27 protein-coding genes, 1 tRNA gene and 1 other RNA gene are annotated in these 24,805 nt (G+C 68.9%); 16 read left to right on the forward strand and 13 right to left on the reverse strand.

The features are described from left to right. Positions 1-24: 24 nt before the first annotated feature. The 5 genes from GDIA_RS07340 to GDIA_RS18470 all read left to right on the forward strand — a co-directional run bounded on the left by GDIA_RS07340 (position 25) and on the right by GDIA_RS18470 (position 4,432). Positions 25-603 carry a TetR family transcriptional regulator gene (locus GDIA_RS07340; protein ID WP_012553797.1) on the forward strand — a complete coding sequence of 193 codons (579 nt, stop codon included), beginning with the start codon at positions 25-27 and terminating at the stop codon, positions 601-603. Beyond that, on the forward strand, positions 600-1,751 hold the full coding sequence (locus GDIA_RS07345; RefSeq protein ID WP_012553798.1) for a heparan-alpha-glucosaminide N-acetyltransferase domain-containing protein: 1,152 nt from the start codon (positions 600-602) through the stop codon (positions 1,749-1,751). The genes GDIA_RS07340 and GDIA_RS07345 overlap by 4 nt, the downstream gene beginning before the upstream one ends. Before the next feature lie 137 nt (positions 1,752-1,888). Then, complete coding sequence (locus tag GDIA_RS07350) at positions 1,889-3,289, forward strand: cytochrome ubiquinol oxidase subunit I (protein WP_012553799.1); 1,401 nt, start codon at positions 1,889-1,891, stop codon at positions 3,287-3,289. 13 nt (positions 3,290-3,302) lie between these two features. Continuing rightward, positions 3,303-4,310: a cytochrome d ubiquinol oxidase subunit II gene (cydB, locus tag GDIA_RS07355; RefSeq protein WP_012223005.1), complete on the forward strand. Its 1,008-nt coding sequence runs from the start codon at positions 3,303-3,305 to the stop codon at positions 4,308-4,310. After that, a complete protein-coding gene (locus tag GDIA_RS18470; protein WP_012223004.1) occupies positions 4,310-4,432 on the forward strand; it encodes a DUF2474 domain-containing protein in 123 nt (40 codons plus the stop codon). The genes cydB and GDIA_RS18470 overlap by 1 nt, the downstream gene beginning before the upstream one ends. A 27-nt stretch (positions 4,433-4,459) precedes the next feature. Here the strand turns inward: GDIA_RS18470 and GDIA_RS07360 are convergent, their stop codons facing one another. The 3 genes from GDIA_RS07360 to rplM all read right to left on the reverse strand — a co-directional run bounded on the left by GDIA_RS07360 (position 4,460) and on the right by rplM (position 6,846). Continuing rightward, positions 4,460-5,611, reverse strand: coding sequence for a multidrug effflux MFS transporter (locus GDIA_RS07360; protein ID WP_157864161.1), 1,152 nt, complete (start codon positions 5,609-5,611; stop codon positions 4,460-4,462). Between the two features lie 246 nt (positions 5,612-5,857). Further along, entirely contained in the window at positions 5,858-6,358 is a 501-nt protein-coding gene (gene rpsI / locus GDIA_RS07365; RefSeq protein WP_012223001.1) for a 30S ribosomal protein S9, read from the reverse strand. Between the two features lie 5 nt (positions 6,359-6,363). Then, on the reverse strand, positions 6,364-6,846 hold the full coding sequence (rplM, locus tag GDIA_RS07370) for a 50S ribosomal protein L13 (RefSeq protein WP_012222999.1): 483 nt from the start codon (positions 6,844-6,846) through the stop codon (positions 6,364-6,366). A gap of 211 nt (positions 6,847-7,057) precedes the next feature. Here rplM and GDIA_RS07375 point away from each other — a divergent pair, with 211 nt between their 5' ends. Both GDIA_RS07375 and GDIA_RS07380 read left to right on the forward strand, forming a co-directional pair. Further along, a complete protein-coding gene (locus tag GDIA_RS07375; RefSeq protein WP_012553801.1) occupies positions 7,058-8,413 on the forward strand; it encodes an aq_1923 C-terminal domain in 1,356 nt (451 codons plus the stop codon). Further along, positions 8,410-9,276 (forward strand): SDR family oxidoreductase, encoded by an 867-nt coding sequence (locus GDIA_RS07380; RefSeq protein WP_012553802.1) that lies wholly within the window; start codon positions 8,410-8,412, stop codon positions 9,274-9,276. Before GDIA_RS07375 ends, GDIA_RS07380 begins: the two co-directional genes overlap by 4 nt. Before the next feature lie 25 nt (positions 9,277-9,301). On the opposite strand, the gene GDIA_RS07385 is transcribed toward GDIA_RS07380, so the two are convergent. Together GDIA_RS07385 and GDIA_RS07390 are read right to left on the reverse strand one after the other, a co-directional pair. Then, positions 9,302-9,377, reverse strand: a tRNA-His gene (locus GDIA_RS07385). An 84-nt stretch (positions 9,378-9,461) separates the two neighbouring features. Further along, positions 9,462-10,628 carry an aminotransferase gene (locus GDIA_RS07390; protein WP_012553803.1) on the reverse strand — a complete coding sequence of 389 codons (1,167 nt, stop codon included), beginning with the start codon at positions 10,626-10,628 and terminating at the stop codon, positions 9,462-9,464. A 253-nt stretch (positions 10,629-10,881) separates the two neighbouring features. Here GDIA_RS07390 and GDIA_RS07395 point away from each other — a divergent pair, with 253 nt between their 5' ends. Both GDIA_RS07395 and glnA read left to right on the forward strand, forming a co-directional pair. Then, positions 10,882-11,220, forward strand: coding sequence for a P-II family nitrogen regulator (locus GDIA_RS07395; protein ID WP_012553804.1), 339 nt, complete (start codon positions 10,882-10,884; stop codon positions 11,218-11,220). Positions 11,221-11,396: 176 nt separating this feature from the next. Beyond that, positions 11,397-12,857 carry a type I glutamate--ammonia ligase gene (glnA, locus tag GDIA_RS07400; RefSeq protein WP_012222986.1) on the forward strand — a complete coding sequence of 487 codons (1,461 nt, stop codon included), beginning with the start codon at positions 11,397-11,399 and terminating at the stop codon, positions 12,855-12,857. A gap of 74 nt (positions 12,858-12,931) precedes the next feature. On the opposite strand, the gene GDIA_RS07405 is transcribed toward glnA, so the two are convergent. After that, entirely contained in the window at positions 12,932-14,818 is a 1,887-nt protein-coding gene (locus GDIA_RS07405; RefSeq protein WP_012553805.1) for a chloride channel protein, read from the reverse strand. A 161-nt stretch (positions 14,819-14,979) separates the two neighbouring features. On the opposite strand from GDIA_RS07405, the gene GDIA_RS07410 reads away from it, so the two are divergent. Together GDIA_RS07410 and GDIA_RS07415 are read left to right on the forward strand one after the other, a co-directional pair. After that, on the forward strand, positions 14,980-15,969 hold the full coding sequence (locus GDIA_RS07410) for an NAD(P)H-quinone oxidoreductase (RefSeq protein ID WP_043458789.1): 990 nt from the start codon (positions 14,980-14,982) through the stop codon (positions 15,967-15,969). A 20-nt stretch (positions 15,970-15,989) separates the two neighbouring features. Next, entirely contained in the window at positions 15,990-16,781 is a 792-nt protein-coding gene (locus GDIA_RS07415; RefSeq protein WP_012222978.1) for an alpha/beta fold hydrolase, read from the forward strand. Between the two features lie 2 nt (positions 16,782-16,783). Here the strand turns inward: GDIA_RS07415 and GDIA_RS07420 are convergent, their stop codons facing one another. After that, positions 16,784-17,476, reverse strand: a complete 693-nt coding sequence (locus GDIA_RS07420) for a DNA-3-methyladenine glycosylase family protein (protein ID WP_012222976.1) — start codon at positions 17,474-17,476, stop codon at positions 16,784-16,786. Positions 17,477-17,625: 149 nt separating this feature from the next. Between GDIA_RS07420 and GDIA_RS07425 the strand changes: the two genes are divergently transcribed. The 3 genes from GDIA_RS07425 to GDIA_RS07435 all read left to right on the forward strand — a co-directional run bounded on the left by GDIA_RS07425 (position 17,626) and on the right by GDIA_RS07435 (position 20,734). Next, a complete protein-coding gene (locus GDIA_RS07425) occupies positions 17,626-18,786 on the forward strand; it encodes an energy transducer TonB (RefSeq protein WP_012222974.1) in 1,161 nt (386 codons plus the stop codon). A gap of 30 nt (positions 18,787-18,816) precedes the next feature. After that, positions 18,817-20,274, forward strand: coding sequence for an AMP nucleosidase (locus tag GDIA_RS07430; protein WP_012553807.1), 1,458 nt, complete (start codon positions 18,817-18,819; stop codon positions 20,272-20,274). A 118-nt stretch (positions 20,275-20,392) separates the two neighbouring features. After that, on the forward strand, positions 20,393-20,734 hold the full coding sequence (locus GDIA_RS07435) for an acyl-CoA thioesterase (protein ID WP_173363394.1): 342 nt from the start codon (positions 20,393-20,395) through the stop codon (positions 20,732-20,734). A gap of 9 nt (positions 20,735-20,743) precedes the next feature. Here GDIA_RS07435 and GDIA_RS07440 read toward each other — a convergent pair whose 3' ends face one another. From GDIA_RS07440 to GDIA_RS07455, 5 genes are all read right to left on the reverse strand, one after another. Continuing rightward, positions 20,744-21,559, reverse strand: a complete 816-nt coding sequence (locus GDIA_RS07440) for a TIGR00282 family metallophosphoesterase (protein ID WP_012553808.1) — start codon at positions 21,557-21,559, stop codon at positions 20,744-20,746. Between the two features lie 34 nt (positions 21,560-21,593). Then, the gene (locus GDIA_RS07445) at positions 21,594-22,202 is read right to left on the reverse strand and encodes a 5-formyltetrahydrofolate cyclo-ligase (RefSeq protein WP_012553809.1); all 609 of its coding nucleotides are present in this window, start codon (positions 22,200-22,202) and stop codon (positions 21,594-21,596) included. Continuing rightward, a non-coding RNA gene (gene ssrS / locus GDIA_RS18475) (6S RNA) lies at positions 22,189-22,345 on the reverse strand. The genes GDIA_RS07445 and ssrS overlap by 14 nt, the downstream gene beginning before the upstream one ends. Before the next feature lie 9 nt (positions 22,346-22,354). After that, positions 22,355-22,696, reverse strand: coding sequence for a cell division protein ZapA (locus GDIA_RS07450; protein WP_012222967.1), 342 nt, complete (start codon positions 22,694-22,696; stop codon positions 22,355-22,357). 3 nt (positions 22,697-22,699) lie between these two features. Beyond that, complete coding sequence (locus GDIA_RS07455) at positions 22,700-23,035, reverse strand: hypothetical protein (RefSeq protein WP_231854194.1); 336 nt, start codon at positions 23,033-23,035, stop codon at positions 22,700-22,702. Between the two features lie 4 nt (positions 23,036-23,039). On the opposite strand from GDIA_RS07455, the gene GDIA_RS07460 reads away from it, so the two are divergent. Beyond that, positions 23,040-23,435: a hypothetical protein gene (locus GDIA_RS07460; RefSeq protein WP_231854193.1), complete on the forward strand. Its 396-nt coding sequence runs from the start codon at positions 23,040-23,042 to the stop codon at positions 23,433-23,435. Positions 23,436-23,445: 10 nt separating this feature from the next. Further along, positions 23,446-24,084: a thiamine phosphate synthase gene (locus GDIA_RS07465; protein WP_012222963.1), complete on the forward strand. Its 639-nt coding sequence runs from the start codon at positions 23,446-23,448 to the stop codon at positions 24,082-24,084. Positions 24,085-24,105: 21 nt separating this feature from the next. Here the strand turns inward: GDIA_RS07465 and GDIA_RS07470 are convergent, their stop codons facing one another. Then, the gene (locus GDIA_RS07470; protein WP_012553811.1) at positions 24,106-24,786 is read right to left on the reverse strand and encodes a fasciclin domain-containing protein; all 681 of its coding nucleotides are present in this window, start codon (positions 24,784-24,786) and stop codon (positions 24,106-24,108) included. Positions 24,787-24,805 lie beyond the last annotated feature (19 nt).

A 24,805-nucleotide genomic window follows, 5' to 3' on the forward strand; every position in this document is an offset into this window, starting at 1 on the left:
ATCATTAATACTCCAGGAATCGCGATGGCCCGCCCTGTCGACCCGGACCTGCGTCCGCGCCTGCTTGAAAACATCATCACCTATGTCCAGGACCACGGCGTGACGACGTTCTCGCTGCGCCCGCTGGCGGCGGCCATCGGGACCAGCCATCGGACGATCCTGTATCATTTCGGATCGCGCGAGCAGGTGCTCTGCACCGTCTTCGACACGATGCGCGAGGCCGCCACCGCCGAAATCACGGCACGGCTGCCGGCGCAGGGGGACCCGCGCCTGATCTTCCGGGCGCTCTGGCGGCACCTCGCCGCGCCGCAGCGGCGCGCGACATTGCGGCTGTTCTACGAAATGTATGCGATCGCGACGCGCGATCCCGAACGGTTCGGCGATTATACGCGGCGCACGGCGCAATTCTGGCTGGATACGATACAGGCACGCTTCCGCAACGCGGGCGAAGCGCCCGAGCGGGCGCGGCTGCTGGCCGGCATGACGGTCGCCATGTTTCGCGGCGCGACGCTGGAACTGGCCGCGACGGACGACGTCGAGCGCCTGACGGGCGTGGTCGATGCGTTTCTCGATCTCCTGCCGCTGGCGGGGGATGCGCCATGACCCGGTCGGGACGCATTGCCGGGATCGACGCGGCGCGGGGCGCGATCATGATGATCATGGCGTCCGACCATGTGAATGCGCTGGTCGTTCGTCGTCATTCGACCGAGTTCTGGGCCGGGTTGTGGACACGGTACGGCACCGGCCCGGCCGACCTGGTCCAGTTGGGATTCCGCGTCCTGTCGGATCTGTGCGCGCCGGGCTTCTTCTTCTGGATGGGCGGCGGGGTGGCCCTGCTGGCCAGCCGCAGGACCGAATGGTCCCGGACGCGGCTGGGCGCGCAGGTCGCGCTGCGCGGCGCGATCCTGATGCTGCTGAGCGCGCTTGTGGAGGTTCCGGCCTGGCTGGTCGGCATCCATGGCGATCATACCGGCACGCATCTCGGCGGCTGGCCCGGGGCGGGACCGGCGATCCACCTGCCGGTCACGGTGCTGACCACGCTGGGATTGTCCATGATGGTGCTGGCGGTGGCGCAGCCGCTGCTGCGATGGCGGGTGGCGACGCTGGGGGTCGCGGCGCTGTGCGTGCTGTCGCCGTCCCTGTTCCTGCCGGACGATGGCATGCAGTCGGTGGGAAGACTGGCGCGGCTGGGGCTGGTCGCGGGGCAGACGGGCGGCCTGTACGTCGAATATCCGCTGCTGCCCTGGCTGGGCGTGGCGCTGTTCGGGCATGTCTTCGCACAATGCCTGACGCAGTGGCGGGCCGGGACGCTACGCGCGGCGCTGTGGATCGGGATCGGATGCCTCGTCGCGGCGCTGGTGCTGCGCTGGCACGGGACGGCCGGCAATCTGCGCCCGCCGCGCGACGGATCATGGCGGGAATTCTTCAACCTTGTGAAATATCCGCCGTCTCCCGTGTTCATCCTGGCGATGCTGGGGGGAAACCTGTGCCTGTTCCGGGCCCTGTGGCGCCACGCGGACGGATGGTTCGGGCGGCTGTGCGTCGGGTTCGGCCGCGCGCCGCTGGTCTTCTACCTGGCCCACCTGTGGCTGTTCGCCGTGATCGGTTCGGTGTTTTTTCCGATGGGCACGCATTACGCCGTCGGGGTGCTGGTCTGGCTTGCCGGCCTCTGGCCGCTCCACCGGTTATGCACGGGGTTCGCGCGGATGCGGCGAGGCCGGCCGCCTTCGTCCTGGATGCATCTGGTGTGACCCCACGGGCAAGGGAATCGGAGGGTCCCGTGCGCGCATGGCAGGGGCGATGGAACCCATGAAAGGGTCCGGCTGTTCTGGTTGCAGGCCCGCCCCCGCCAGGGCTGCTGATGGCCCCCCATCACAGGAGCGGATTCATGCACGCCCTCGACCCCTTGCTGCTTGCGCGTCTCCAGTTCGGCTTTACCGTATCCTTCCACATCCTCTTCCCGGCCATCACCATCGGGCTGGCCAGCTACCTGGCGGTGCTGGAGGGACTGTGGCTGGCGCGCGGGGCGCCGGTGTTCAAGGACCTGTATCATTTCTGGTCCAAGCTGTTTGCCGTGAATTTCGCCATGGGCGTCGTCTCGGGCCTGGTGATGTCCTACGAATTCGGCACGAACTGGAGCTATTTCTCCACCTTCGCCGGGGGCGTGACCGGGCCGCTTCTGACCTACGAGGTCCTGACCGCCTTCTTCCTGGAAGCCGGATTCCTGGGGGTCATGCTGTTCGGCTGGGACAAGGTCGGACGCGGGCTGCATTTCTTCGCCACGGTGATGGTGGCGCTCGGCACGCTGGTGTCCGCGACATGGATCCTGGCGTCGAACAGCTGGATGCAGACGCCGCAGGGCTACCGGATCGCGGACGGGCGCGTCGTGCCCGTCGACTGGCTGCAGATCATCTTCAACCCGTCCTTTCCCTACCGGCTGGTCCATATGGGCATCGCGGCCTTCCTGGCGACGGCGCTGTTCGTCGGCGCGGTGGCGGCGTGGCACCTGCTGAAGGGGCGCGACTCGCCCGCCATCCGCACCATGATGTCGATGGCGATGTGGATGCTGCTGGTCGTCACCCCGATCCAGATCCTGGTCGGCGACCTGCACGGCCGCAACACGCTGGAACACCAGCCGGCCAAGATCGCGGCGATCGAGGGCCACTGGCAGAACGCGCCGGGGGCGGACGTGCCGCTGATCCTGTTCGGGGTGCCGGACATGGCCGCCGAGACCACGCGCTACGCCGTCGAAATCCCGCATGCGGGCAGCCTGATCCTGACCCATAGCTGGAACGGGCAGATTCCGGGCCTGAAGGAATTCCCGGCCGAGGACCGTCCGAATTCCACCATCATCTTCTGGACCTTCCGGGTCATGGTGGGGCTGGGCACGCTGATGCTGCTGCTGGCGCTGGTCGGGCTGGCCCTGCGCGCGCGCGGGCGCCTGTTCGCCAACCGGCCGTTCCTGACGGCCACGGTCGCGATGGGGCCGACCGGGCTGGCCGCGATCCTGGCGGGGTGGATGACGACCGAGATCGGGCGCCAGCCCTGGGTGGTCTATGGCGTGATGCGCACGCGCGACGCGGTGTCGAACCATTCGGCGGCGACGTTGAGCGTCAGCCTGCTGATCTTCGTCGTCCTGTATTGCGGGGTATTCGGTACCGGCATCGGCTACCTGCTGAAGCTGGCGGCCCACGGCCCCGACACGCAAGGCGTATCCCCCGCCGATGGCGACCGGCCCGACAAGCGGCCGGCCCGCCCGCTCTCCGCCGCCCCAGACATGCTGTCCTGAAGGAATACCAGACATGGGTATCGATCTTCCGCTGATCTGGGTCGTCATCATCGGGTTCGGGCTGATGATGTACGTCATCATGGACGGGTTCGACCTGGGGATCGGCATCCTCTCTCCCTTCGTGCCGGACCGGGCCGAGCGCGACCTGATGGTCAATACCGTGGCCCCGGTCTGGGACGGGAACGAGACCTGGCTGGTCCTGGGCGCCGCCGCGATGTACGGGGCCTTCCCGCTGGCCTATTCGCTGCTGCTGAGCGCGCTGTACCTGCCGCTGGTCCTGATGCTGGCGGGGCTGATCTGCCGGGGCGTGGCGTTCGAGTTCCGCTTCAAGGCGGACGAGGCGCACCGGCCGTTCTGGGACTACGTCTTCGCCGGCGGGTCGTACGTCGCGACCTTTTTCCAGGGGGTGTCGCTGGGGGCGTTCATCGACGGGTTCCAGGTCAGCGGACCGTCCTATCTGGGCGGGGCGCTGGACTGGCTGTCGCCGTTCAGCGTGTTCACCGGGCTGGGGTTGGTTGTGGCCTATGCCCTGCTGGGCGCGACCTGGCTGACGATGAAGACGGCGGGGAGCCTGCAGGCGCGGATGATCGTCTGCGCCCGGTGGGTGACGCCGCTGCTGCTGGTGGCGATCGCCATCGTCAGCCTGTGGACGCCGCTGACGCACCCCGCGATCGCCACCCGCTGGTTTTCGCGGCCCAACCTGTATTATTTCGCCCCGGTGCCGGTCCTGATCCTGGGGGCGAGCGCGCTGCTGCTGCACCAGTTGCGCGGCGCACCGCATGCCGCGCCGTTCTTCCTGACGCTGATCATGCTGTTCCTGGGGTATAGCGGGCTGGCGATCAGCCTGTGGCCGAACATCATCCCGCCCGGCATTTCCTTCCGCGCCGTCGCCAGTCCGCCGGAAAGCATGGGCTTCGCCCTGGTCGGCACGCTGTTCATCATCCCGGTCATCCTGACCTATACCGCGTGGGCCTATCACGTGTTTCGCGGCAAGGTCACATCCAGCGAAGGGTACCATTGATGCCGCCCTGGACGCGCCGCCTGGGCTGGATGGCCGTTATCTGGACCGCCAGCGTGCTGGCCCTGGGCGTGTTCGCCATGCTGATGCACCTGCTGATGGCGGCGGCCGGCATGGCGGGATAGGGCACCGGGTCCCCTATCGCCGCTCGCCTATCGCCGCCGCCAGTCGCAGGCCAGGGCCATCAGGGCGCCCAGCAGCATCAGCCCCGTCATCGACGCGGGCCCGCGCGTGCCCAGCCAGCCCACCAGCATCGTGCTGAACGAGCCGATGAAGAACACCACGGTTCCATACAGCGCCGAGGCCGTCGCCGCCCTGGCCCCGTTCGGCAGGACCGACCCCAGGGCCGCGCCCGGCAGCAGGAAGCCCAGGATGGCCATGCACAGGGTGATCCCGCCGACCTGCAGGATCCCGCCCCCGACATGCAGCAGGGCCGCCGCGAACATGCCGCCGCACGCCACCGCCAGCGCCACGGCCGCGCCGCTGAGCACGCGGGGGGCGCCCAGCCGCGGCACCAGCCGCCCGTTGATGTTGGTGCCGACGGCATAGCCCGCCGCGTTCAGGATGAAGATGCCGCCGAACTGCACGGGCGAAAGCCCGTACCCCGCCACGAAAACCCGTGGCGCACCGCCCAGGAATGCGAACAGGGTGAAGGTGGCGCACCCGCCCTCCAGCGCGTGCAGGCGGAACACGCGGTCATGCAGGATCAGGACATAGCCCGTGACCGCTTGTTCCAGCCGAAAGCGCATATGCAGTTCGGTGGTCAGCGTATCGGGCAGCAGCCAGTAGACCATGGCCACGCAGCAGGCGCCGTATGCCGCCGCTATCCAGAAGATACCGCGCCACTGCCAGTCCTCGGCAATCACGCCGCCCAGGGTCGGTGCCAGCATCGGCACGATGCTCATCACCAGCACCATCCGGCCCAGCATCCGCGCCGCGTCGCCGTCGCCCCCCACCACATCGCGGATGACGGCGCGCGGGATCACGAGGCTGGCGGCCGCCCCGAACGCCGCGACGAACCGCCAGAGCGAAAATGCCCACATCGAACCCGCCACCGCGCAGCCGACCGAGGCGATGGTATAAAGCAGGGTGCCGCCCAGCAGCGGCCCGCGCCGCCCGTAATGGTCGGCGATCGCGCCATGGGTGACCTGCCCCACCGACAGGCCGAGGAACCAGGCCGCCAGCGTCATTTCGGCATCGCCATGCGCGCCGCCCAGGGCGTGAGTCATGGCCCCGAAGGCGGGAAGATACATATCGGTCGAAATCGGGCCGACCGCCGTCAGGATGGCAAGGACGGCCGTCATCGCAAAAGGCGAAGTCTTGATCATCATTCCCCGGCCCCGGCCATCTGCGGGCCGGGCCATGGTAGGACGATCATCGCGGATAACACAGGGGCTATCCGCCCATAAATCCCTGTGGGATTTTCATTTTCCGGCGAGGTGCCGCCCCGCGGGCAGGACCGGACCGCCCAAGAAAAAGGGCCGGGCGACCATCCCCCCGCAATGCGGGGGACGATCGTCCCGGCCCGTTTTTCCGGCCGCGTGGTGCGATCAGCGCTTGCTGAACTGGAAGGAACGGCGGGCCTTGGCGCGGCCGTACTTCTTGCGTTCGACAACGCGGGGATCGCGGGTCAGGAAGCCGGCGGCCTTCAGGATGCCGCGCAGCGTGGGCTCGTAATGCGTCAGGGCACGGCTGATGCCGTGACGGACCGCACCGGCCTGGCCCGACAGACCACCACCCGTCACCGTGCAATACACGTCGAACTGGTTGTAGCGGTCAGCCACCAGGAAGGGCTGGGTGATCAGCATGCGCAGGACGGGACGCGCGAAATAGGTCCCGACCGAACGGCCGTTCACGGTGATGTCGCCCTTGCCCGGCTTGATCCAGACGCGGGCCACGGCGTCCTTGCGGCGGCCGGTGGCGTAGGAACGGCCCTGCGCGTCGCGCTTGGGCTCGTAGACCGGAGCTTCCTGTCCAGCGGCGATCTGGCCGGACGCGACCACGTCCTTCAGATCGGCCAGCGTGCCTGTGCGCTCTTGGGTTTCCGACATGATGCTCAGGCCCCGATCTTCTGGGAGTTGACGGTGTTCTTGCGGTTCAGCGCCGCGACGTCCAGCGTCTTGGGCTGCTGGCCGGCATGCGGATGCTCGGCGCCGGCATAGACATACAGGTGCTTCATCTGCGCGCGCTGCAGCGGGCCGCGGGTGATCATCCTCTCGACCGCCTTGGTCACCACGTGGCCGGGGTTCTTGCCCTCCAGCCGCTGGGTGATCGTGCGTTCCTTGATACCGCCCGGATAGCCGGTATGATAATGGAACAGCTTCTGCCCGACCTTGTTGCCGGTCAGGCGCACCTTCTCGGCATTGATCACGACGATGTTGTCGCCGCAATCGACATGCGGGGTGAATTGCGGCTTGTGCTTGCCGCGCAGGCGCTGGGCGACGATGGCGGCGAGACGGCCGAGAACGAGCCCTTCGGCATCGATCAGGATCCAGTCCCGTGTCACCTCCGCGGGCTTCAGCGAAAGGGTGGTCTTCATCTGTCTGTGTTCCGTCTGTAATAGGAGCGGTAACGGGTGGCGCGTTATCATCGTCCCCGGCCCGCCCGTCAAGATCAAATCGGGTTTTTGCGCCGATTTTTCGGGAAACTAGGAGACGGTATCCTGATACCACAGCGTCCGGGGCGGGACGTTGCCGGACGGGACCCGAATGATGTAGCTGTCGCACAGGCCATTGACGGATGACCCGCACGTGAAAAAACTTCTCTCCGCCCTTCTGCTGCTGCTGATCATCGTGATCGTGGGGGGACTGGGCCTGCGGCATTTCGCCCAGAGCCGGATGGAATCGGCCATCGCCGACCTGCGCGCCGCGATCGGCCCGGGGGCCAGCTTCACCTATGCCACCGCCACGCCGCGGGTCCTGGCGCGGGGGGCGCGCCTGACCGCCGTCAGCTATCGCAACGCGTTCCTGACCGTCACCGCGTCCGACGCGCTGGTGGGGGGCGTCACCGGCAACGCGGTCGGCGGCCAACGCATCGGGCGCGTCACCCTGCATGACGTGCAGGTCATGGAACCGGGCGCCACGGCGTCGATCGGGCTGCTGGTGCTGGAAGGGCTGGTGCTGCCCAATACCGGGCCCACCCTGGCCGATCCTGAATCCGCGGCGCCGGCGCCGCCGCGGCTGGATTCCCTGGTGCTGGATTCCGGGCGGCTGGAAGGCCTGCATGTCGCGGTGCCGGGCAGCCAGACCGACCTGACGGTGGCGCGGGCGGCGGTGCGCCAGTACGGCCTGGGCCGGACATCGCATCTCGACCTCGACTCCCTGGCCATGCAAATCAACCTGACACCGGGGCGGCATATCACCATCGGCCACCTGCGCATCGACGGGCCGGATTTTGCCGGGCAGATCGCCAGCCTGCTGCAGTCCGGGCACATGATCCATGAATCCGGCCACCGTCATTTCGACGTCTCGGCCATCCAGATCGACGCGTCGACCCCGCTGATGCGGATCGGGCACCTGGTCGTCGAGCACGAATCCCGCACGGCGCAGGACGATCTGGACACCACGCTGACGGACCTGGAGGCCTGGCCACCCCCGCCGCAGGACCAGTCGCCGCTGCGCCTGATCGGCTATGACCATTTCAGCGGCACGATCCATGCCGTCGCCACCGTCCAGCGGCAGAACGGATTGATGAGCCTGCATCCGCTGGACATCGACGCCCCTGCGATGGGCCGCATGACCGTCCTGGCCGACCTGGACCAGATCCCGGTCGACGATCCCATGAGCCTGGCGGAGACGGCGCGCATCGTGTCGGCCACGATCGACTGGCACGACCGGTCCCTGGCCGGCCATGTGCTGGATGGCCTGGCCCACGCGCGGCAGGTCCCGCCCGATGCCTATCGCCAGCAGGTCATTTCCGCCCTGGCGGCGTCGCCCGATATATCGATGCAGGCGCTGGGGCGGTTCCTGGACGCGCCGGACCGTCCGCTGCGGCTGACGCTGCGGCCGCCGCAACCGCTGAACCTGTTGATGCTGGGCGTGGCCCTGTCGATGGCCGGCGACCCGTCCACCGCCGGCCTGCTGGGCCTGTCCATCAGCACGCCATGACGTCCCGCCCCACGGATGCCGTGCATGTCGTGGGGGCATCCGGGCGGTCGGGGGCGGCGTTGTGCCGCGCCCTGTCGCGGTTGGATATTCCGGTCGTGCCGGTGGTGCGCGACGCGGCGCGCTGGCAGGCCACCGGGCTGGACGGATCATCCCGGGTCGCGGACCTGACCGGCCCGGCCGGTACGTTGCGCGCGGCGCTGGCCGATGCCACGCGGGTGGTCAGCACCGCCCATGCGCGGCATGTGCCGGCCCTGCTGGCGGCCATGCCCCCAGGTGCCACGCTGGTCTGCCTGGGCAGCACGCGCAAATTCACCCGCTGGCCCGACGATCACGGCAACGGGGTGCTGGCGGGCGAGGCCGCGCTGCTGCGGTCAGGCCGCGATGGGGTGATCCTGCATCCCACCATGATCTATGGCGCGCAGGGCGAAAACAACGTCCAGCGCCTGGCGGCGCTGCTGCGCCGCCTGCCGGTCACGCCCTTGCCGGGCGGCGGACGGACGCTGGTACAGCCGGTCCATCAGGACGACGTCACCAGCAGCCTGGTCGCGGCGCTTCGCCGCCCGTGGCACGGCCCCCATGCCCTGGTGATCGCGGGCGCGACGCGGCTGACCTATCGGGATTTCGCGGCGACCGTCGCGCGGCACGCAAGACTGCGCCCACGCCCGGTGCTGGCGGTGCCGGCGGGGGCAATGATGGCGGCGGCCGCGATCGCACGATGGATTCCCGGCCTGCCGTCGGTCGGGCCGGCCGAAATCCGGCGCCTGCTGGAAGACAAGGCCTTCGATATCGGGGATATGGAACGGGAACTGGGGATCGTGCCGATCCCTCTGGAAGAGGGCCTGTCGCGCCTCTTCCCGAAGTGAATTTCCACCTTGTCGGGAAATCCGCTGGGGCGAACGACGGGGCTCGAACCCGCGACCACCGGTACCACAAACCGGCGCTCTACCAGCTGAGCTACGTCCGCCACAGCGGGCTGTGATTTAGAGAAGCTCGTCCGGCACGTCAATCACCCACAGGGTGAAAAAGAGCCCGGCCTTGCCCGGCGTTCCTACAAATCGCGCACGCCGGCCCGAATCCGGGCCACGGCTTCGGCCAGGATCGGGTCCTTCTTGCAGAAGGCGAATCGCACCAGATGGTCCGGTGCGTTGTCGGTACCATAGAAGGCCGAGACCGGAATCGCCGTGACCCGGCACCGTTCGGTCAGGGCACGGCAGAACGCCACGTCGTCCCCCGCGAAACCGGTCGAGCGGATATCCGCCACGATGAAATAGCTGCCGTCGCACGGCAGCACGTCGAAGCCGGCGGCGCGCAGCCCGTCGGACAACAAGTCGCGCTTGGCCTGCATGTCGGCGGCAAGGGTGGTGAAATAATCCGTATCCTTGTCCAGCCCCACCGCGACCGCGCGCTGCAGGTTCGGCGGCGTGGTGAAGGTCAGAAGCTGGTGCGCCTTGGCGACGGTCGCGGCGATGGCGGCCGGCGCGGTGACATAGCCGACCTTCCATCCGGTCAGCGAGAAGCTCTTGCCCGCGCTGCCGATGCGCACGCAACGCGGGCGCATGCCCGGCAGGGTCATCAGCGGGATATGGCGCGCACCGCCGAATGTCAGGTGCTCGTACACCTCGTCACAGATCGCATAGACCTGGTGGCGCGCCACCAGGTCGGCGATGAAGGCCAGTTCGTCCGGGCCGAAGACCTTGCCCGTCGGGTTCATCGGGGAATTGAGCATGATTGCCTTGGTCCTGGGCCCGAAAGCCGCCGCCAGTTCGGCACGCGGCAGGGACCAGTCCGGCGGTGTCAGGCGCACCGGCCGCGCCACGGCACCCAGCGCGCGGATCACCGGCAGGTAGGTGTCATAGAGCGGTTCCAGCACCACGACCTCATCCCCCGGATCGACCATCGCCATCAGCGAGGCCGCCAGGGCCTCGGTCGCGCCGGAGGTCACGATCACCTCGGTCGCCGGATCGACCGACAGGCCATAGAATCGCGCGTTCGACCGCGCGACCGCCGTCCGCAGTTCCGGGACCCCGGTCAGGGGCGGATACTGGTTGCGGCCGTCGCGCAGGGCCGCCGCCGCGGCTTCGATCAGATCGGCCGGTCCTTCGGTGTCCGGGAAGCCCTGGCCCAGATTGATGGCGTCATGCCGCGCCGCCAGCGCCGACATGACGGTGAAGATCGTCGTCGGCAGGCCGGACAGCATGCTGTTCAGCGATTTCATGAACATCCTTCCTTCGGACCCCGTCCTGTGGGCCCTTCCCTGCTGCGATCCGTGCTGCAATCCGCCGGCCATGCGCAGATGTGCGTAAAATGCCGGCCTTTTGCAATCCGATCCGATTGCCCGAAAGCGCAACCCGTGCAACGGTGTCAGGTACGGGCGGCCCGCGGCGCCCACGGGATCGGGCGGGCGGCCCGGGCGTGTGCACATCGCTGCCCCGGGATTTCGGGGCTGCCCGGGGACATGACGACGCGGCATGAAAAAGATCGAGGCCATCATCAAGCCCTTCAAGCTGGACGAGGTGAAGGACGCCCTTCACGAGATCGGCCTGATGGGCATCTCGGTGACCGAGGCCAAGGGATTCGGCCGCCAGAAAGGCCACACCGAACTGTATCGTGGCGCCGAATACATCGTCGATTTCCTGCCGAAGGTGAAGCTGGAGATCGTCTGCGCCGACAACCTGGTGGACCGCGCCGTCGAGACGATCATGGCCGCCGCGCGCACCGGGCGCATCGGTGACGGCAAGATCTTCATCCTGCCGGTGGAAGACGTCATCCGCATCCGCACCGGAGAGCACGGCGAGGAGGCCATCTGACCCGCCGCGCCACCATCCCCTTCCCGGCCGACGGAGACCGGTGCCCCCGTGGACACCGGCATGCTCCCGATGGCTGGTCCCGGGGGCCGTATGTCCTATCGACAACGGCGCCCCAGTCTCGTAACCGTTTCACCGCCGTGTCGTTCGGCATCCCAAGTTAAGGCAGGTAATCAGCAATGGCGAAAAAAGCCCCGAGTTCAGCTCCGACCACGACTCCGTCCCCATCGGCGGAGGCTGTTGCCAAGGTATTCAGCCTGATCCAGGAACATTCCGTGGAACTGGTGGACCTGCGCTTCACGGACCCGCGCGGCAAGTGGCACCACACCACGCAGCATATCTCGACGATCGAGCAGGACACGTTCCGCGACGGCTTCATGTTCGACGGATCGTCCATCGTCGGCTGGAAGGCCATCAACGAGAGCGACATGGTGCTGCTGCCCGACCCGACGACGGCGGTCATGGACCCGTTCTCGGCCAAGCCGCAGTTGATCCTGATCTGCGACATCATCGAGCCCTCGACCGGGCAGTTCTACAATCGCGACCCCCGCGCCACCGCCAAGCTGGCCGAGGCCTACCTGAAGTCCACCGGCCTGGGCGACACGGCGTTTTTCGGTCCGGAAGCCGAATTCTTCGTCTTCGACAGCGTCAAGTTCGGCACGGGCCCGAATTTCGGCATCTACCAGCTTGACAGCATCGAGGGGCCCGGCGCCTCGCTGAAGGACTATCCCGAGGGCAACATGGGCCATCGCCCGACGGTGAAGGGCGGCTATTTCCCCGTCCCGCCGGTCGACAGCGAAAACGACCTGCGCGCCGAGATGCTGTCCACGATGGGCGAGATGGGCCTGCCGATCGAAAAGCATCACCACGAGGTCGCGCAGTCGCAGCACGAGCTGGGCACCAAGTTCGCGACGCTGGTGAAGTCCGCCGACTTCATGCAGATCTACAAATACTGCGTGCACAACGTCGCCCATTCCTACGGCAAGTCCGCGACGTTCATGCCGAAGCCGATCTATGGCGACAACGGATCGGGCATGCACGTCCACCAGTCGATCTGGAAGAGCGGCAAGCCGGTCTTCGCCGGCAACGGCTATGCCGACCTGTCGGACCAGGCGCTGTATTACATCGGCGGCATCATCAAGCACGCCAAGGCGCTGAACGCCTTCACCAACCCGTCGACCAATTCCTACAAGCGCCTGATCCCGGGCTTCGAGGCGCCGGTGCTGCTGGCCTATTCGGCGCGCAACCGCTCGGCGTCCTGCCGCATCCCGTATGCGACCAGCCCGAAGGCCAAGCGCGTCGAGGTCCGCTTCCCCGACCCGACCGCCAACCCCTACCTGGCGTTCGCGGCCATGCTGATGGCCGGCCTGGACGGCATCAAGAACAAGATCCATCCGGGCGATGCCATGGACAAGGATCTGTACGACCTGCCGCCCGACGAGCTGAAGCAGATCCCGACCGTCTGCGGATCGCTGCGCGAGGCGCTGGAGGCCCTGACGGCCGATCATGAGTTCCTGCTGGCCGGCGGCGTGTTCACCAAGGACCAGATCGAGAGCTATATCGACATCAAGTGGCAGGAAGTGTTCAAGTTCGAACACACCCCGCACCCGGCCGAGTTCGAGATGTACTACTCCGTCTGATCCCGGCGGGATTGACGAAAAAAGGGGGCGCCGGACCGATTGGGTCCGGCGCCCCTTTTTCGTTCGGCACGCCCTCAGACGCGGGCGTGGAGACGACCCTCACCCGCCAGTTCGCGGCGAGTACGGTCCAGTTCCTCGCTATAGCGGCGCAGGGCGTGCTGTTCGGTCAGCAGTCCCAGCACCATGCGGGATTCCATGCCATCGACCACCACCAGCGCGTCGCTTTCCGCCTGTTCGAAACGGGCGATCGCGTCGCGCAGGTTCATCTGCGGCATCAGCATCACGTCGCGATACTGGGCGAAGCGGGTCAGGTCCTCGGTCGCACGCGCCGTTTCGGCATACAGGTCGGGCACCTGCACCAATCCGACATAGCGGCCCGCGCCGTCGACCAGGACGAAGCGTTGCGCCGCGCCCAGCGGATAGGCATGCCGGGCCTCCTGGACCGTCGTCGTCTGGCACATCGCCTTCACGTCACGGCGCATCATCCGCCCGACCGTCAGCGTGCGAATCCAGCCGACATCGACCGCCGAACGGATGGATTCCCCGCGCAGGTGGAACCGCCAGGTGGCGAAGGAGTAGCCGAAGGTCCGGCGCACGGTCAGGCCGGAAATCACCGACGCCACCAGCACCGCGACGGTCAGCGGCAGGCTGCCCGTCATTTCCAGCGCCAGGAACACCATCGTCATGGGCCCGCCGACCACCGCCACGGCCATGGCGCTCATGCCCACCAGGGCGCAGAGTTCCGCTGAAAGCGGATTGGCCGAGACCAGCGCCAGACCACCACCGAACGCCGCCCCGGTCAGGACGCCCAGATACAGCGATGCGAAGAACAGGCCGCCCCGGAACCCCGACCCGATCGAGACCGACGAGGCCACCGCCTTCAGCGCCAGCAGGACCAGGATCCATCCGGTCGGGTGGCCCTGTTCCAGCGCGACGCGCATCGCCCAGTGGCCCGACGACAGCACCGAGGGCGAAACCAGCGCCATCGTGCCGACGATCGTCCCGCCCACGGCCGGACACATCCAGGCCGGCAGGCCGGAGCGGCGAAACAGGGTTTCGGCCAGGGTCACGCAATACATCAGCGCCACCCCCAGCAGGGCGGCCACGATTCCCAGGGTCGCGATCGGCAGGTAATCGTCCATCCGCAGCCCCGCCGGCAGGTCCACGGTCACGCCGGGGGCCGCGCTGTGCAGCAGGTGCGTCACCCCGATGGCGCAGATCGACGCCGCCGCGACCGGCGCAAGGTTGGCCAGCGAATAGGTGCCGATCACCAGTTCGAAGGCATAGAACGCCCCGGCCAGCGGCGCGTTGAACGCCGCGCCGATGGCGCCGGCGGCACCACATCCGACCAGCAGGCGCAGATCCTCGCGCCGGACCCGGAACATGCGCCCCAGTCGCGAGCCGGTAGCGGCACCGATCTGCGTAAACCCGGCCTCCAGCCCCACCGAGGCGCCGACCGAATTCGACAGGACCGTCTGAAGGGCGACGATGGCGCTGTCCAGCGTGGACATGCGGCCGCCATGCAGCGCGTTCGCCTCGATCGGGTCGACCGGACGGCCGGGGGCATAGCGCGCGATCAGCACACCCAGCAGCCCCAGCACCAGCCCGCCCAGGCTGGGCACCAGGATGGCGCGGAGGGGCGCGATGGACGGCAGGCCCGAAATGCGGCCATCCCCGCCGACGGCGAACAGCACCCGATGCGCCAGCAGCGTGGCATGGGTCATGGCGCTGACCAGCAGGCCGGCCCCGGTGCCCACGCAGGCCGCCAGCACGACCAGCCAGATCTCGTCCGCCCGCACCAGCGCACGCAGGACGCGCGGCACCTGCGAGACCCGGTCGTCCCGCGCAAGCCCCTTCGCCGGCCCCCCTTCCGACAGGGATGCCCCGCGATGACGGAACAGATGAGTCAACAGGCCGAGGGTGGAAGACGACACGACAAGCCACTTTCGCGCGGCGCCCATGCGGCGGCGGGACACCCGTGCCGACTATTTGAAGTCATGCACCGGTCCGATCAACTCAAATTACGCCATAACCGTCGCAGCACCATTCCTGCTGACCATTCCTGCTGCCGGAGAGTCGTCTCGTGTCCGCTCCCTCGCTATGCCCTGGCCTGCCCCACCACATGCGCGCGGTCGTCGTCCGTGATCCCGGGCCGCCCGATGCCATGGAACTGGCGGACCTGCCCCTGCCCCTGCCCGGCCCGGGCGAGGTCCTGGTCCGGGTCATGGCCGCCGGCGTGAACCGGCCCGACATCATGCAGCGCCAGGGCCTGTATCCGCCGCCCCCCGGCGCCAGCCCGATCCTGGGGCTGGAAATCGCGGGCGAGGTCGTCGCGGGCCGCCCCGACGGGTCCTGGCCCGCGACCGGCACGCGCGTCTGCGCCCTGACCAATGGCGGCGGGTATGCCGAATATTGCGCAGTGCCGGCCGGACAATGCCTGCCCTGGCCCGAAGGGTATGACGCCATTCGCGCCGCCGCCCTGCCGGAGACGTTCTTTACCGCCTGGTCGAACCTGGCCATGACCGCGCACCTGGCCGCCGGCGAGTCCGTGCTGATCCATGGCGGCAGCGGCGGCATCGGCACCGCCGCGATCCAGACCACCCGGGCGCTGGGGGCGATTCCGTACGTCACGGTGGGGTCTGCCGAAAAGGCCGCGCTGTGCGTGCGGCTGGGCGCCGAGGCCGCGATCGACTACCGCAGCGAGGATTTCGTCGCGCGAATCGGCACCCTGACCGGCGGGCGGGGCGTGGACGTGGTACTGGACGTGATCGGCGGCCCGTATCTGGACCGCAACCTGCGCTGCCTGGCCCCGGACGGGCGCCTGGTCATCATCGCGCTGCAGGGTGGGGCGAAGGCGCAGGATGTGGGCGTGGCCCGCATCATGACCCGCCGCCTGACGGTGACGGGCACGACGCTGCGCCCCCGTGACACGGCATACAAGGCGCAGGTCGCGGACGGGCTGCGCCGGACGATCTGGCCCGGGCTGGCGGACGGGACGATCGCGCCGGTGATTCACGCCACCTTCCCCTTTGCGCGCGTCGCCGAAGCCCATAAGCTCATGGAATCGGGTGCCCATTCGGGCAAGATCGTCCTGAGCCTGGTGCCGGCATAAAAGGGAAGGACCATGCCATCGTGCTGCTGAACGTCATCGCGCGCGGGCCCGAGGACCAGTCGGGGGGCGAGTCCGCGCGGCCGCCCATCGTCCTGCTGCACGGCCTGTTCGGGCGCGCGCGCAACCTGGGCTTCTTCCAGCGGCGGCTGGCCCGGACGCGGCGGACGCTGGCCATCGACCTGCGCAACCACGGCGACAGCCCGCACGGCCCGATGGACTACAACACCATGGCCGACGACCTGCTGGATACGCTGGCCCACCACGCGGCGCTGCCCGCGACCCTGGTGGGCCATTCGATGGGGGGCAAGGTCGCGATGACGCTGGCCCTGACCCGGCCGGGCATGGTCCACAGCCTGCTGGTGGCCGATATTCCGCCGGCCCGTACCGGGCACGGCCAGTTCTCGCTGGGCGAGCAGATGCTGCGGGTGAAGTTCCCGCCCTACCTGAACCTGGCCGAGGCCGACGCCCTGCTGCGCCCCGAAATCCCCAATGCCGACGTGCGGGCGCTGATGCTGCAGAATATCCGGCTGGGCGAGAATCCGGGCTGGATCATCGGGCTGCGCGACATCGTGTCGTCGATGACCAACATCGAAAGCTGGCCCTACATCCCCGAGGGCTATACCTATCCCGGACCGACCCTGTTCCTGGCCGGCGGCAATTCACCCTATATCCGTCGGGAACATTTCGGGGTGATGCGCCGGCTGTTTCCCAATTACTGGCTGGAACGGATCGAAGAGGCCGGCCACTGGCTGCATGTCGAAAACCCGACCCGCTTCGCCGCGCTGCTGGAAGCCTTCACCGAACAATATTGACGCTACGCGGTCATGGGGTTGGCGCGGTCCGGCGGCTTCACCGCATCCGCCGCGCGCCACAGATACCACGCCGCCGCCGACCGATAGGGGCTCCAGTCCGCCGCAATAGCAGCCAGTTGCTTCGGTCGGGGCTGGGCGTCCAGCCCCTTCAGCAATCGCCACCCCTCGCGCACGCCGAAATCGTCCACCGGCATGATGTCCAGCCGGCCCAGCGAGAAGATCAACAGCATTTCGACCGTCCAGCGCCCGATGCCGCGCAGGCTGACCAGGCGGGCGATCAGTTCGGCGTCTGACAGCGATTCCGCCTGGCGGCGCGAGGGCACCAGCCCGTCCAGCCGCGCCTTGGCGACGCCATGCATCGCCACGATCTTGGACCCCGAGAACCCGCAGCCGCGCAGGGCTTCGACCGGCAACGCCAGCAACGCCGCCGGATCGGGGAACACGCCGCCGGCCAGCGCCACCATCCGCCCCAGAATGGCCTGCGCCGCCCGCCCATGAAGCTGCTGATGCGCGATGGCGTCCACCAGCGCCTCGTACGGCTCGCGCGCCGCATGCATGCGCAGGCCGCACGGCCCGATCCGGGCCACCAGGGCCGCCAGATCGGGATCGGCGGCGGACAGGTGGGCACGAATGGCGCGGTCCAGTTCGGGGGACACGGCGGAGATCGGTTCGGAGACCGGAACGACGGATGACATGCCCCATGGCAACAGAGTTCTTGTGGCAACACAATCCTGTCGGTGGCAACATGACAGGGTGGCAACATGACAACGGGATCGCCACAGGGTAGGGTCCCGATCGCAATGGAACGCGCCGCAGGCGACCACGCGGAGAATCCCGGCTTTTCATGACGGTGACACTCAGTCCTTCCTCCCGCCACCGCCAGGCCGAGGAGCCCGTCCTGATCCCGCGCGGCAAGGGAGCAGGGCGTGGCCCGGGGCGTCCGGCCGCCCCCGAGGCGTCCGCGGGCCGCCCTGACGGGCGCGAGGGCCTGCGCCCCGTTCCGGTAGCCCGCCCCCACGACTATCGCCCCCTGCGCCGTGCCGGCGCGCCGATGATTCGCCCCGACACGTTGGAAGAACCGGGCGTCACCACCGTCCTGGGCCTGTCGGCGGCGCTGCACCTGATCCTGCTGGCCATCATCCTGCAGGCGGCGCGGCATCATGCCGGCACCCAGTCGGCGCCCGAAAATCCGTCGGTCGAAATGATGTTCGCCCCCCCCGCGTCCAGCGGGCTGCAGGGGCGCAATTCACCCGACCAGGCCGGCGGGTCCGGGGCGCAGCCCAACAAGCCCACGCCCGACACCCCGCAGCCCGAGCAGCCGCAGACCAGCGATTCGTCGCCGTCGCCGACCGTGCCGTCGCCGCAGACGCCCGCCGCGCCGCCGCTGCCGCGCACGCCGTCGGACCAGACGCTGCCCGACCAGCCATCGACCTCGCCCCCCAATCCGGCGCAGCAGAGTCCCGGCCAGGCTGCCCAGCCCGCGCCGCACCCGACGCCGCATCACACCCGGCCCGCGCGCCCGCGCGCGCCCACCCATGCGCCGTCCCCCTTCGATACGCCGATGGACCTGTCCTTTGCCCCCTCACCCGGTCCGACGCGCCAGCGGCGCGGGCGGGCCGGCGGGTCCGGCAGCCCGATCGACCTGTCGGTCGGCCCGCTGGTCCGCAACGGGCAGCTCAACACCCCCTATTCGACCCAGACCCAGATCCACGGCGTCAGCGAAGATTACGGCGAGGAGATCGATCGCTGGATCCGCAGCCACATGTTCTACCCCGAGGAAGCCGCCCGCGCGGGCGAGGACGGCGAATCCTCGGTCCATGTGGTGCTGGACCGCAGCGGACGGGTGAAGGCGGTGCGCCTGACCGGCCAGTCGGGGTCGTACTACCTGGATGCCGCCACGACGGGCATGTTCCATGGCGCCGAACTGCCGCCCGTGCCCCCTGACATGGTCGGGGACCATTTCGATATCGACCTGACGATCAACTATATCCTGCTGCGGCGCTGACCCCGCCCCGGCGTGCGAGAAGGGCGGCACATGACCGACGACATGGCGACGATCCGCGACCGGATGGGCACGGATTTCGAGGCCTTCACCGATGCCGGCGAAGCCGTGGAGCGGATCGCCGAGATCTATGACTCCGGCGTGCGGGCCCTGCGCGCCGCCTTCGCCGGCCGCAAGGCCGGGGACGGACCGGCGCCGACCTATCCCTATCTGGCCTTCCCGGTCGATCGCTCGCCGCCGCCCGAGGAAATGCGCCCGCCCTTCGACGTGGTGCTGGAGCCGGGATTCTACGGCACCACGCTGACCCGTCCGGAACTGTTCCGCGAGTATTGGCACGAGCAGATCGACATCCTGCTGCGCCATTACCGCCAGCCGGTGCTGGTCGGCCGGTCGCGGCGGCCGATCCCGCTGCCCTATGTGATGGAAGAGGCCGTCACCGCGATCACCGAGGACGATCTGCGCCTGCTGCAGCGCCATTTCGCGCTGCCCGACCTGCATGCGACGGACGACATGATCGCCAATTGCGCGCTGATCCCCCAGCCGGGCGAGCCGCGTCCGCTGGCGCTGTTCACCGCCGAGCGGACCGATTATTCGCTGGCGCGGCTGCATCATTACACCGGCACGTCGCCCCGCCATGTGCAGCGCTTCATTCTGCTGACCAACTACCAGCGCTATGTCGACGCGTTCCGCGACTATGGCCGTGCGCAGGTGGACCAGGGGGGCGAGTACGACCGGTTCGTCGAACCCGGCGACCTGATCCATCGCCGGCATGACGCGGCCACGGCGCCCCAGCATGCCGGCCTGCCGCAGATGCCGGCCTATCATTTGTGCCGCCCGGACGGGGACGGCATCACGCTGGTCAATATCGGCGTGGGGCCGGCGAACGCGAAGACCATTACCGACCACCTGGCGGTGTTGCGGCCGCATTGCTGGCTGATGGTGGGGCATTGCGCCGGGCTGCGCCGGACGCAGCGGCTGGGCGATTATGTGCTGGCCCACGGCTATGTCCGCGACGACCACGTGCTGGACGACGACCTGCCGCCCTGGGTGCCCGTGCCCCCGATCGCGGAGGTGCAGGTCGCCTTGCAGGAGGTCACGGCCCGCGTGACCGGGCTGCGCGATTCGGAACTGAAGACCCGGCTGCGCACCGGCACGGTGATGACGACCGACAACCGGAACTGGGAATTGCGGCTGAATGCCCTGTTCACCCAGATCAACATGTCGCGATCCATCGCGGTGGACATGGAGTCCGCGACCATCGCGGCCAACGGCTTCCGCTTCCGCGTGCCGTACGGAACGTTGCTGTGCGTGTCGGACAAGCCGCTGCATGGCGAACTGAAACTGCGCGGCATGGCGAACGCGTTCTATCGCGAGCGCGTGTCGCAGCACCTGACCGTGGGGATCGAGACGATGCGCCTGCTGCGCGCGCAGGGGGTGGACCGCCTGCATTCCCGCAAGCTACGCGGCTTCGACGAACCGCCCTTCCGCTGACCCTTCCGCCCTTCCATCCCAGGAGCCTCGCGTGACCGCCACCCGCACCGCACCGGAACCTACCGCCCCGCAATCCGCCGGCCGCCCGACAGTCGCGCCCACGATCCGCGTGGTGGCGATGCCGGCCGACGCCAATGCCTCGGGCGATATCTTCGGGGGCTGGCTGATGTCGCAGATGGACCTTGCCGCCGGCACGGCGGCGGCCCTGCGCGCCCGGGGGCGCTGCGTGACGGTTGCGATCGACAAGGTGGTGCTGCACCAGCCCGTACTGATCGGTGACGAGGTCAGCCTGTACGCCACCATAACCCGCGCCGGGCGCACGTCGATGTCGATCCACGTCGAGACCTGGCGCCGCGCCCGGCATTCACACGAGAGCATCAAGGTGACCGAAGGCGTCTTCACCTTCGTCGCGATCGACGACGAACGCCGGCCCCGGCCGCTGCCGCCGGAAGGGGAGTGAGGCGATCGCCTAGAAATCCGGCATCGTCGGGGCCAGGTGCCCGCCCATGCGCAGCGGCGCCATGCGTCGGGCCAGGCCGGTCGCGTCGTCGGTTTCCACCATCATTCCGGCCAGGCTTGCCTCGCCCTCGGCGGGTTGCAGGCGCTCGCCGGGCATGCGGCGCAGGAAGCGGGCGATGGCCGCGTCCTTGCCCATGCCGATCACGCTGTCATAGTCCCCGCACATGCCGGCGTCGGTCTGGTAGGCCGTGCCGCCCGGCAGGATGCGGTGATCGGCCGTGGGCGTGTGGGTGTGGGTGCCCACCACCAGCGAGGCGCGGCCGTCCAGCACATGGCCCATCGCCCATTTCTCGCTCGACGCCTCGGCGTGGATATCCACCACCACCGCATGCACCGTCACGCCCAGCCGGTGCCGGCCCAGAATATCGGTCACGGCGCGGAACGGGTCGTCCAGCGCGTCCATGAACTGGCGGCCCATGACATTGACCACCAGCGCCTTGCGCCCATCGACCAGCCCGACCACGACGCTGCCCTGTCCGGGCGTGCCGGGGGGATAGTTGGCGGGGCGGATGATGCGGGGCTCGGTGCCGATCTGGCCCACCAGGTCCTTGCGGTCCCAGGCATGGTTGCCCAGGGTGATGACATCGGTCCCGGCGGCGAACAGGTCCTGGGCGATGGACAGCGACAGGCCGAAACCATGGCTGGCGTTCTCCCCATTCACCACCACGAGGTCCAGCCGCAAATCCCGCCGCAGGCCCGGCAGCGCGGCGATGACGGCGTCGCGCCCCGTGCGCCCGACGATATCACCCAGAAACAAGATCCGCACCCGGCCTTCCTTTTCCCGTCGTCCGCCCCGGACGTCAGGCGCCGCAGCGGATGGTTTCGCGTTCGGTCACGATGACCGGCAGGGGGACGTCGTGACGCCCCACCGGCACCGCCGGCACTTCCTGTGCCGACAGCCCGTAGCCCGCCGCCGGCACCGAATCCAGTCCGGCCAGCGTGCGGTCGTAATAGCCGCCCCCGTATCCCAGCCGGAAGCCCCGCCTGTCAAAGCCCAGCAGCGGCACGAACACGAAATCGGGGCGCACGACCGGGCCGTCGGGATGAAGCGTGCCGAACCGGCCCGCCTGCATCGGCACGCCCGGGCGCCACAGGCGAAAGCGCAGGGGATGGCCGCGCGGGGGCGTTTCGGGCAGCAGCACGCCATAGCCGCCGTGATGCAGTTCGGCGCACAGGCCGCGCAGGTCGATTTCACCCGGAAGGGGCCATACGGCGGCAACCGTGGCGCCCGGACGCAGGCCGCCACGGACGCAATCGGCCATGCGCCGGCACAGCGCGGCAGGCGTGTCCGCCGGCAGCGGGGCGGCACGAAGCGTACGCAGCCGCCGGCGCAACGCCGCCTTGGCCTCGGCCAGCGCGGGCGCGTCGGATGCGGGATCGTGTTGGGGAAGAATGTGCGGAGCCACCATGGCCGTTGGTCTTTCAGCCCTCCCGGACCTGCTCACGCAGGTGGGCGCCAGATAACATGACCAGGATCACGCCAGAGCCAGCTCCCTAAGGAAGTGCTTATCGGCCCAGGGGTTGAGTTGCCTGACAAGCCGGGTAGCCCCGCACCTGCAATCTAGTCCTGTTCCAGCGCCGCCGCAATGTTTTCCGCCCGTTCGACCAGCAGGGCAAGCTGCTCGCGCCGGCGGTCGTTCTCGACGCGGGCCTGCCTGGCTTCGGCCAGTTGACGCGATGTGTCCTCGGGCATCTTCTCGGCCGACAGATCGTGGATTTCGTCAGCCATCAGCAGCGCGGCCAGGGCCAGGATGCGGGCCTCGCCGCTCTGGCCGCCCATGGCGCGGATGCGGTCGATACGGCGCTCGACCTCCTGCGCCATGGCCTGCAGGTGGCGTTCCTGCCCGTCCTTGCAGCCGATGACATAGGAATAGCCGTTGATACGGACCGTCACCTGCGCCATGGGTCAGCGATCCTCGTCATCATGGTCGGCATCGGGACCGATCGCGTCGCGGACGCGGGCGATCAGGATATCGATGTTGGCGGCCAGGGCATGCAGGTCAATAGCGTGGGGATCGGGGGCCTGCGGAGCGGGCGCATACGGAGCGGCCGCCGGCGCGGCCTCGCGCCGACGGTCCAGCGCGAACGCGATTCGGTTCAGCGCCTGTTCCAGCCGGTCGGCGGGCTCCATCGCCCCTGCCCCGCCCGGCTTGTCCGATCCTTCAGCCTGCCCCACGGTCGTGCTTCCCGCCCCCTCGACGATGCTTCTTGAACAGATCGCGCGCGCGGGGTTCAACGTCAAGCGAATGATCCATCCCGCCCCCCCCTTGCGCGTCTTCACCGTCGCGTCGGCAGCGCAGATCCGCGCCGTGCTGGCCGCCCTGCGCGCGGGCGGCGGGGAAGACGCCGCGTCCTGGGCCCTGCTGTCGCCGCCCGATGCCGGATGTTTCATGGGCCCGGCCTGGTGGCGGGCGCTGCTGGCGGAAACCGGGGCCGGGCTGCCCGCCTACCTGGATTGCGGCGCCTCGGCCGGGCGCGCGGTCGAGGCGCTGGGCCTGGGGCTGCGCCATATCGTGCTGCATGCGTCCTGCCCGCAGGGGGATACCGTGCGGCTGCTGGCCGCGTCGCTGGGGGCCACATGCCTGGACCGCCGCCCCGGCACCCCGTGCCCCCCTGTCGCATTCGGCCGTCACGCCGTATGATCGATGTGCGATGAATGACTGCCAGCTCTATCTTGTCACCCCCCCTGCCCTTGATCCGGCCGCGTTCGCGCCCGATCTGGCCCGTGCCCTGGATGCCGGTGCGGTCGCCGCCGTCCAGCTGCGCCTGACGGACGCCACCGACGACGCCGTCCTGCGCGCCGTCGACGTGCTGCGCCCCGTGGCGCAGGAGCGGGATGTCGCCTTCATCCTGAACGGCCGGCCGGACCTGGCCCGCCGCACCGGATGCGACGGCGTGCATATCGATGCCCCGGACCTGCAGGACGGCACGGAGTTGGCCCGTATCCGCGCCATCCTGGGCGAGGACCTGCAACTGGGCGTTTCCTGCCGCGACAGCCGCGACCTGGCCATGCGGGCGGGAGAGGCCGGGGCGGATTACGTGTCCTTCGGCGCGTTCTTTCCCTCGGCATCGGTGGAAACCCCGGTCCTGGCGGACCCCGCGCTGCTGGCCTGGTGGACGACGATGATGGAATTGCCGGTGGTGGCGATCGGCGGCATCACGCCCGCGAACTGCGCGCCGCTGGTGCAGGCGGGGGCGGATTTCCTGGCGGTGATCGGCGCCGTCTGGTCGCATCCCGACGGCCCGGCGGCCGGCGTGCGCGCCATGAATGCCGCCATCGACGCGGCATGACCCCAAAGGCCTGATCGACGGTCAGCCGGGCCGGGGCGCCGGCGGCAGCAGGGACTGGGTCAGGTAGAGCACGCCGTTGGATTGCGGCAGGCCCTCGATCCACACGCGCGCGACCTGGCCCGCGCCGTTGGACAGGACCAGACGGCCGGTCCCCGGTTCGGCCCCGACCAGGACCGTGCCACCCCCCACCGTCCGCAGCGTGGCCCAGCCGTGCGGCGCCGCAGCAATCATCCGCCGCAGCAGCGGCGCGGGATAGGCCCCCCGCACGACGCTGTAGCCCAGGGCCTGGCGCAGCACGTCCCCCGACGCGGCCGACGGCGCATTGGTGGATTGGGCGAACGCCTCCATCGGGATATTGGGAATGGCGAAGACGGTGAAGGGGCCCGCCTGGTCCAGCAGCGCCATCAGCCCAGCGCGTTCCATGGCCCGGACATAATCGGCCAGTTCGATGCTGCCGCGCAGATTTTCGTCCAGCGGCCGGTCGCGGTAGCTGGGCGCGTCCGGGGCGCCATAGGCCACCTGGCTGTCCGGGCGCCCCTCGTTCCGGGCCGGCGCGTAGGTCCGTTGCACGGACACGGTCGGGATGGCGTCGGCCACGCTGCCGCCACGCACCAGCAGCGGGTCCTGCCGGGCCGGCGCGGCGCATGCCGCCGGCAGCCCGGCAAGAAGAAGACAGGACCCTACGATGCGCGCCGAGACCATGCTGTTCTCCCCCCGTTTC

The sequence above is a fragment of the Gluconacetobacter diazotrophicus PA1 5 genome (genome assembly GCF_000021325.1).
Classification (GTDB): Bacteria; Pseudomonadota; Alphaproteobacteria; order Acetobacterales; family Acetobacteraceae; genus Gluconacetobacter; species Gluconacetobacter diazotrophicus.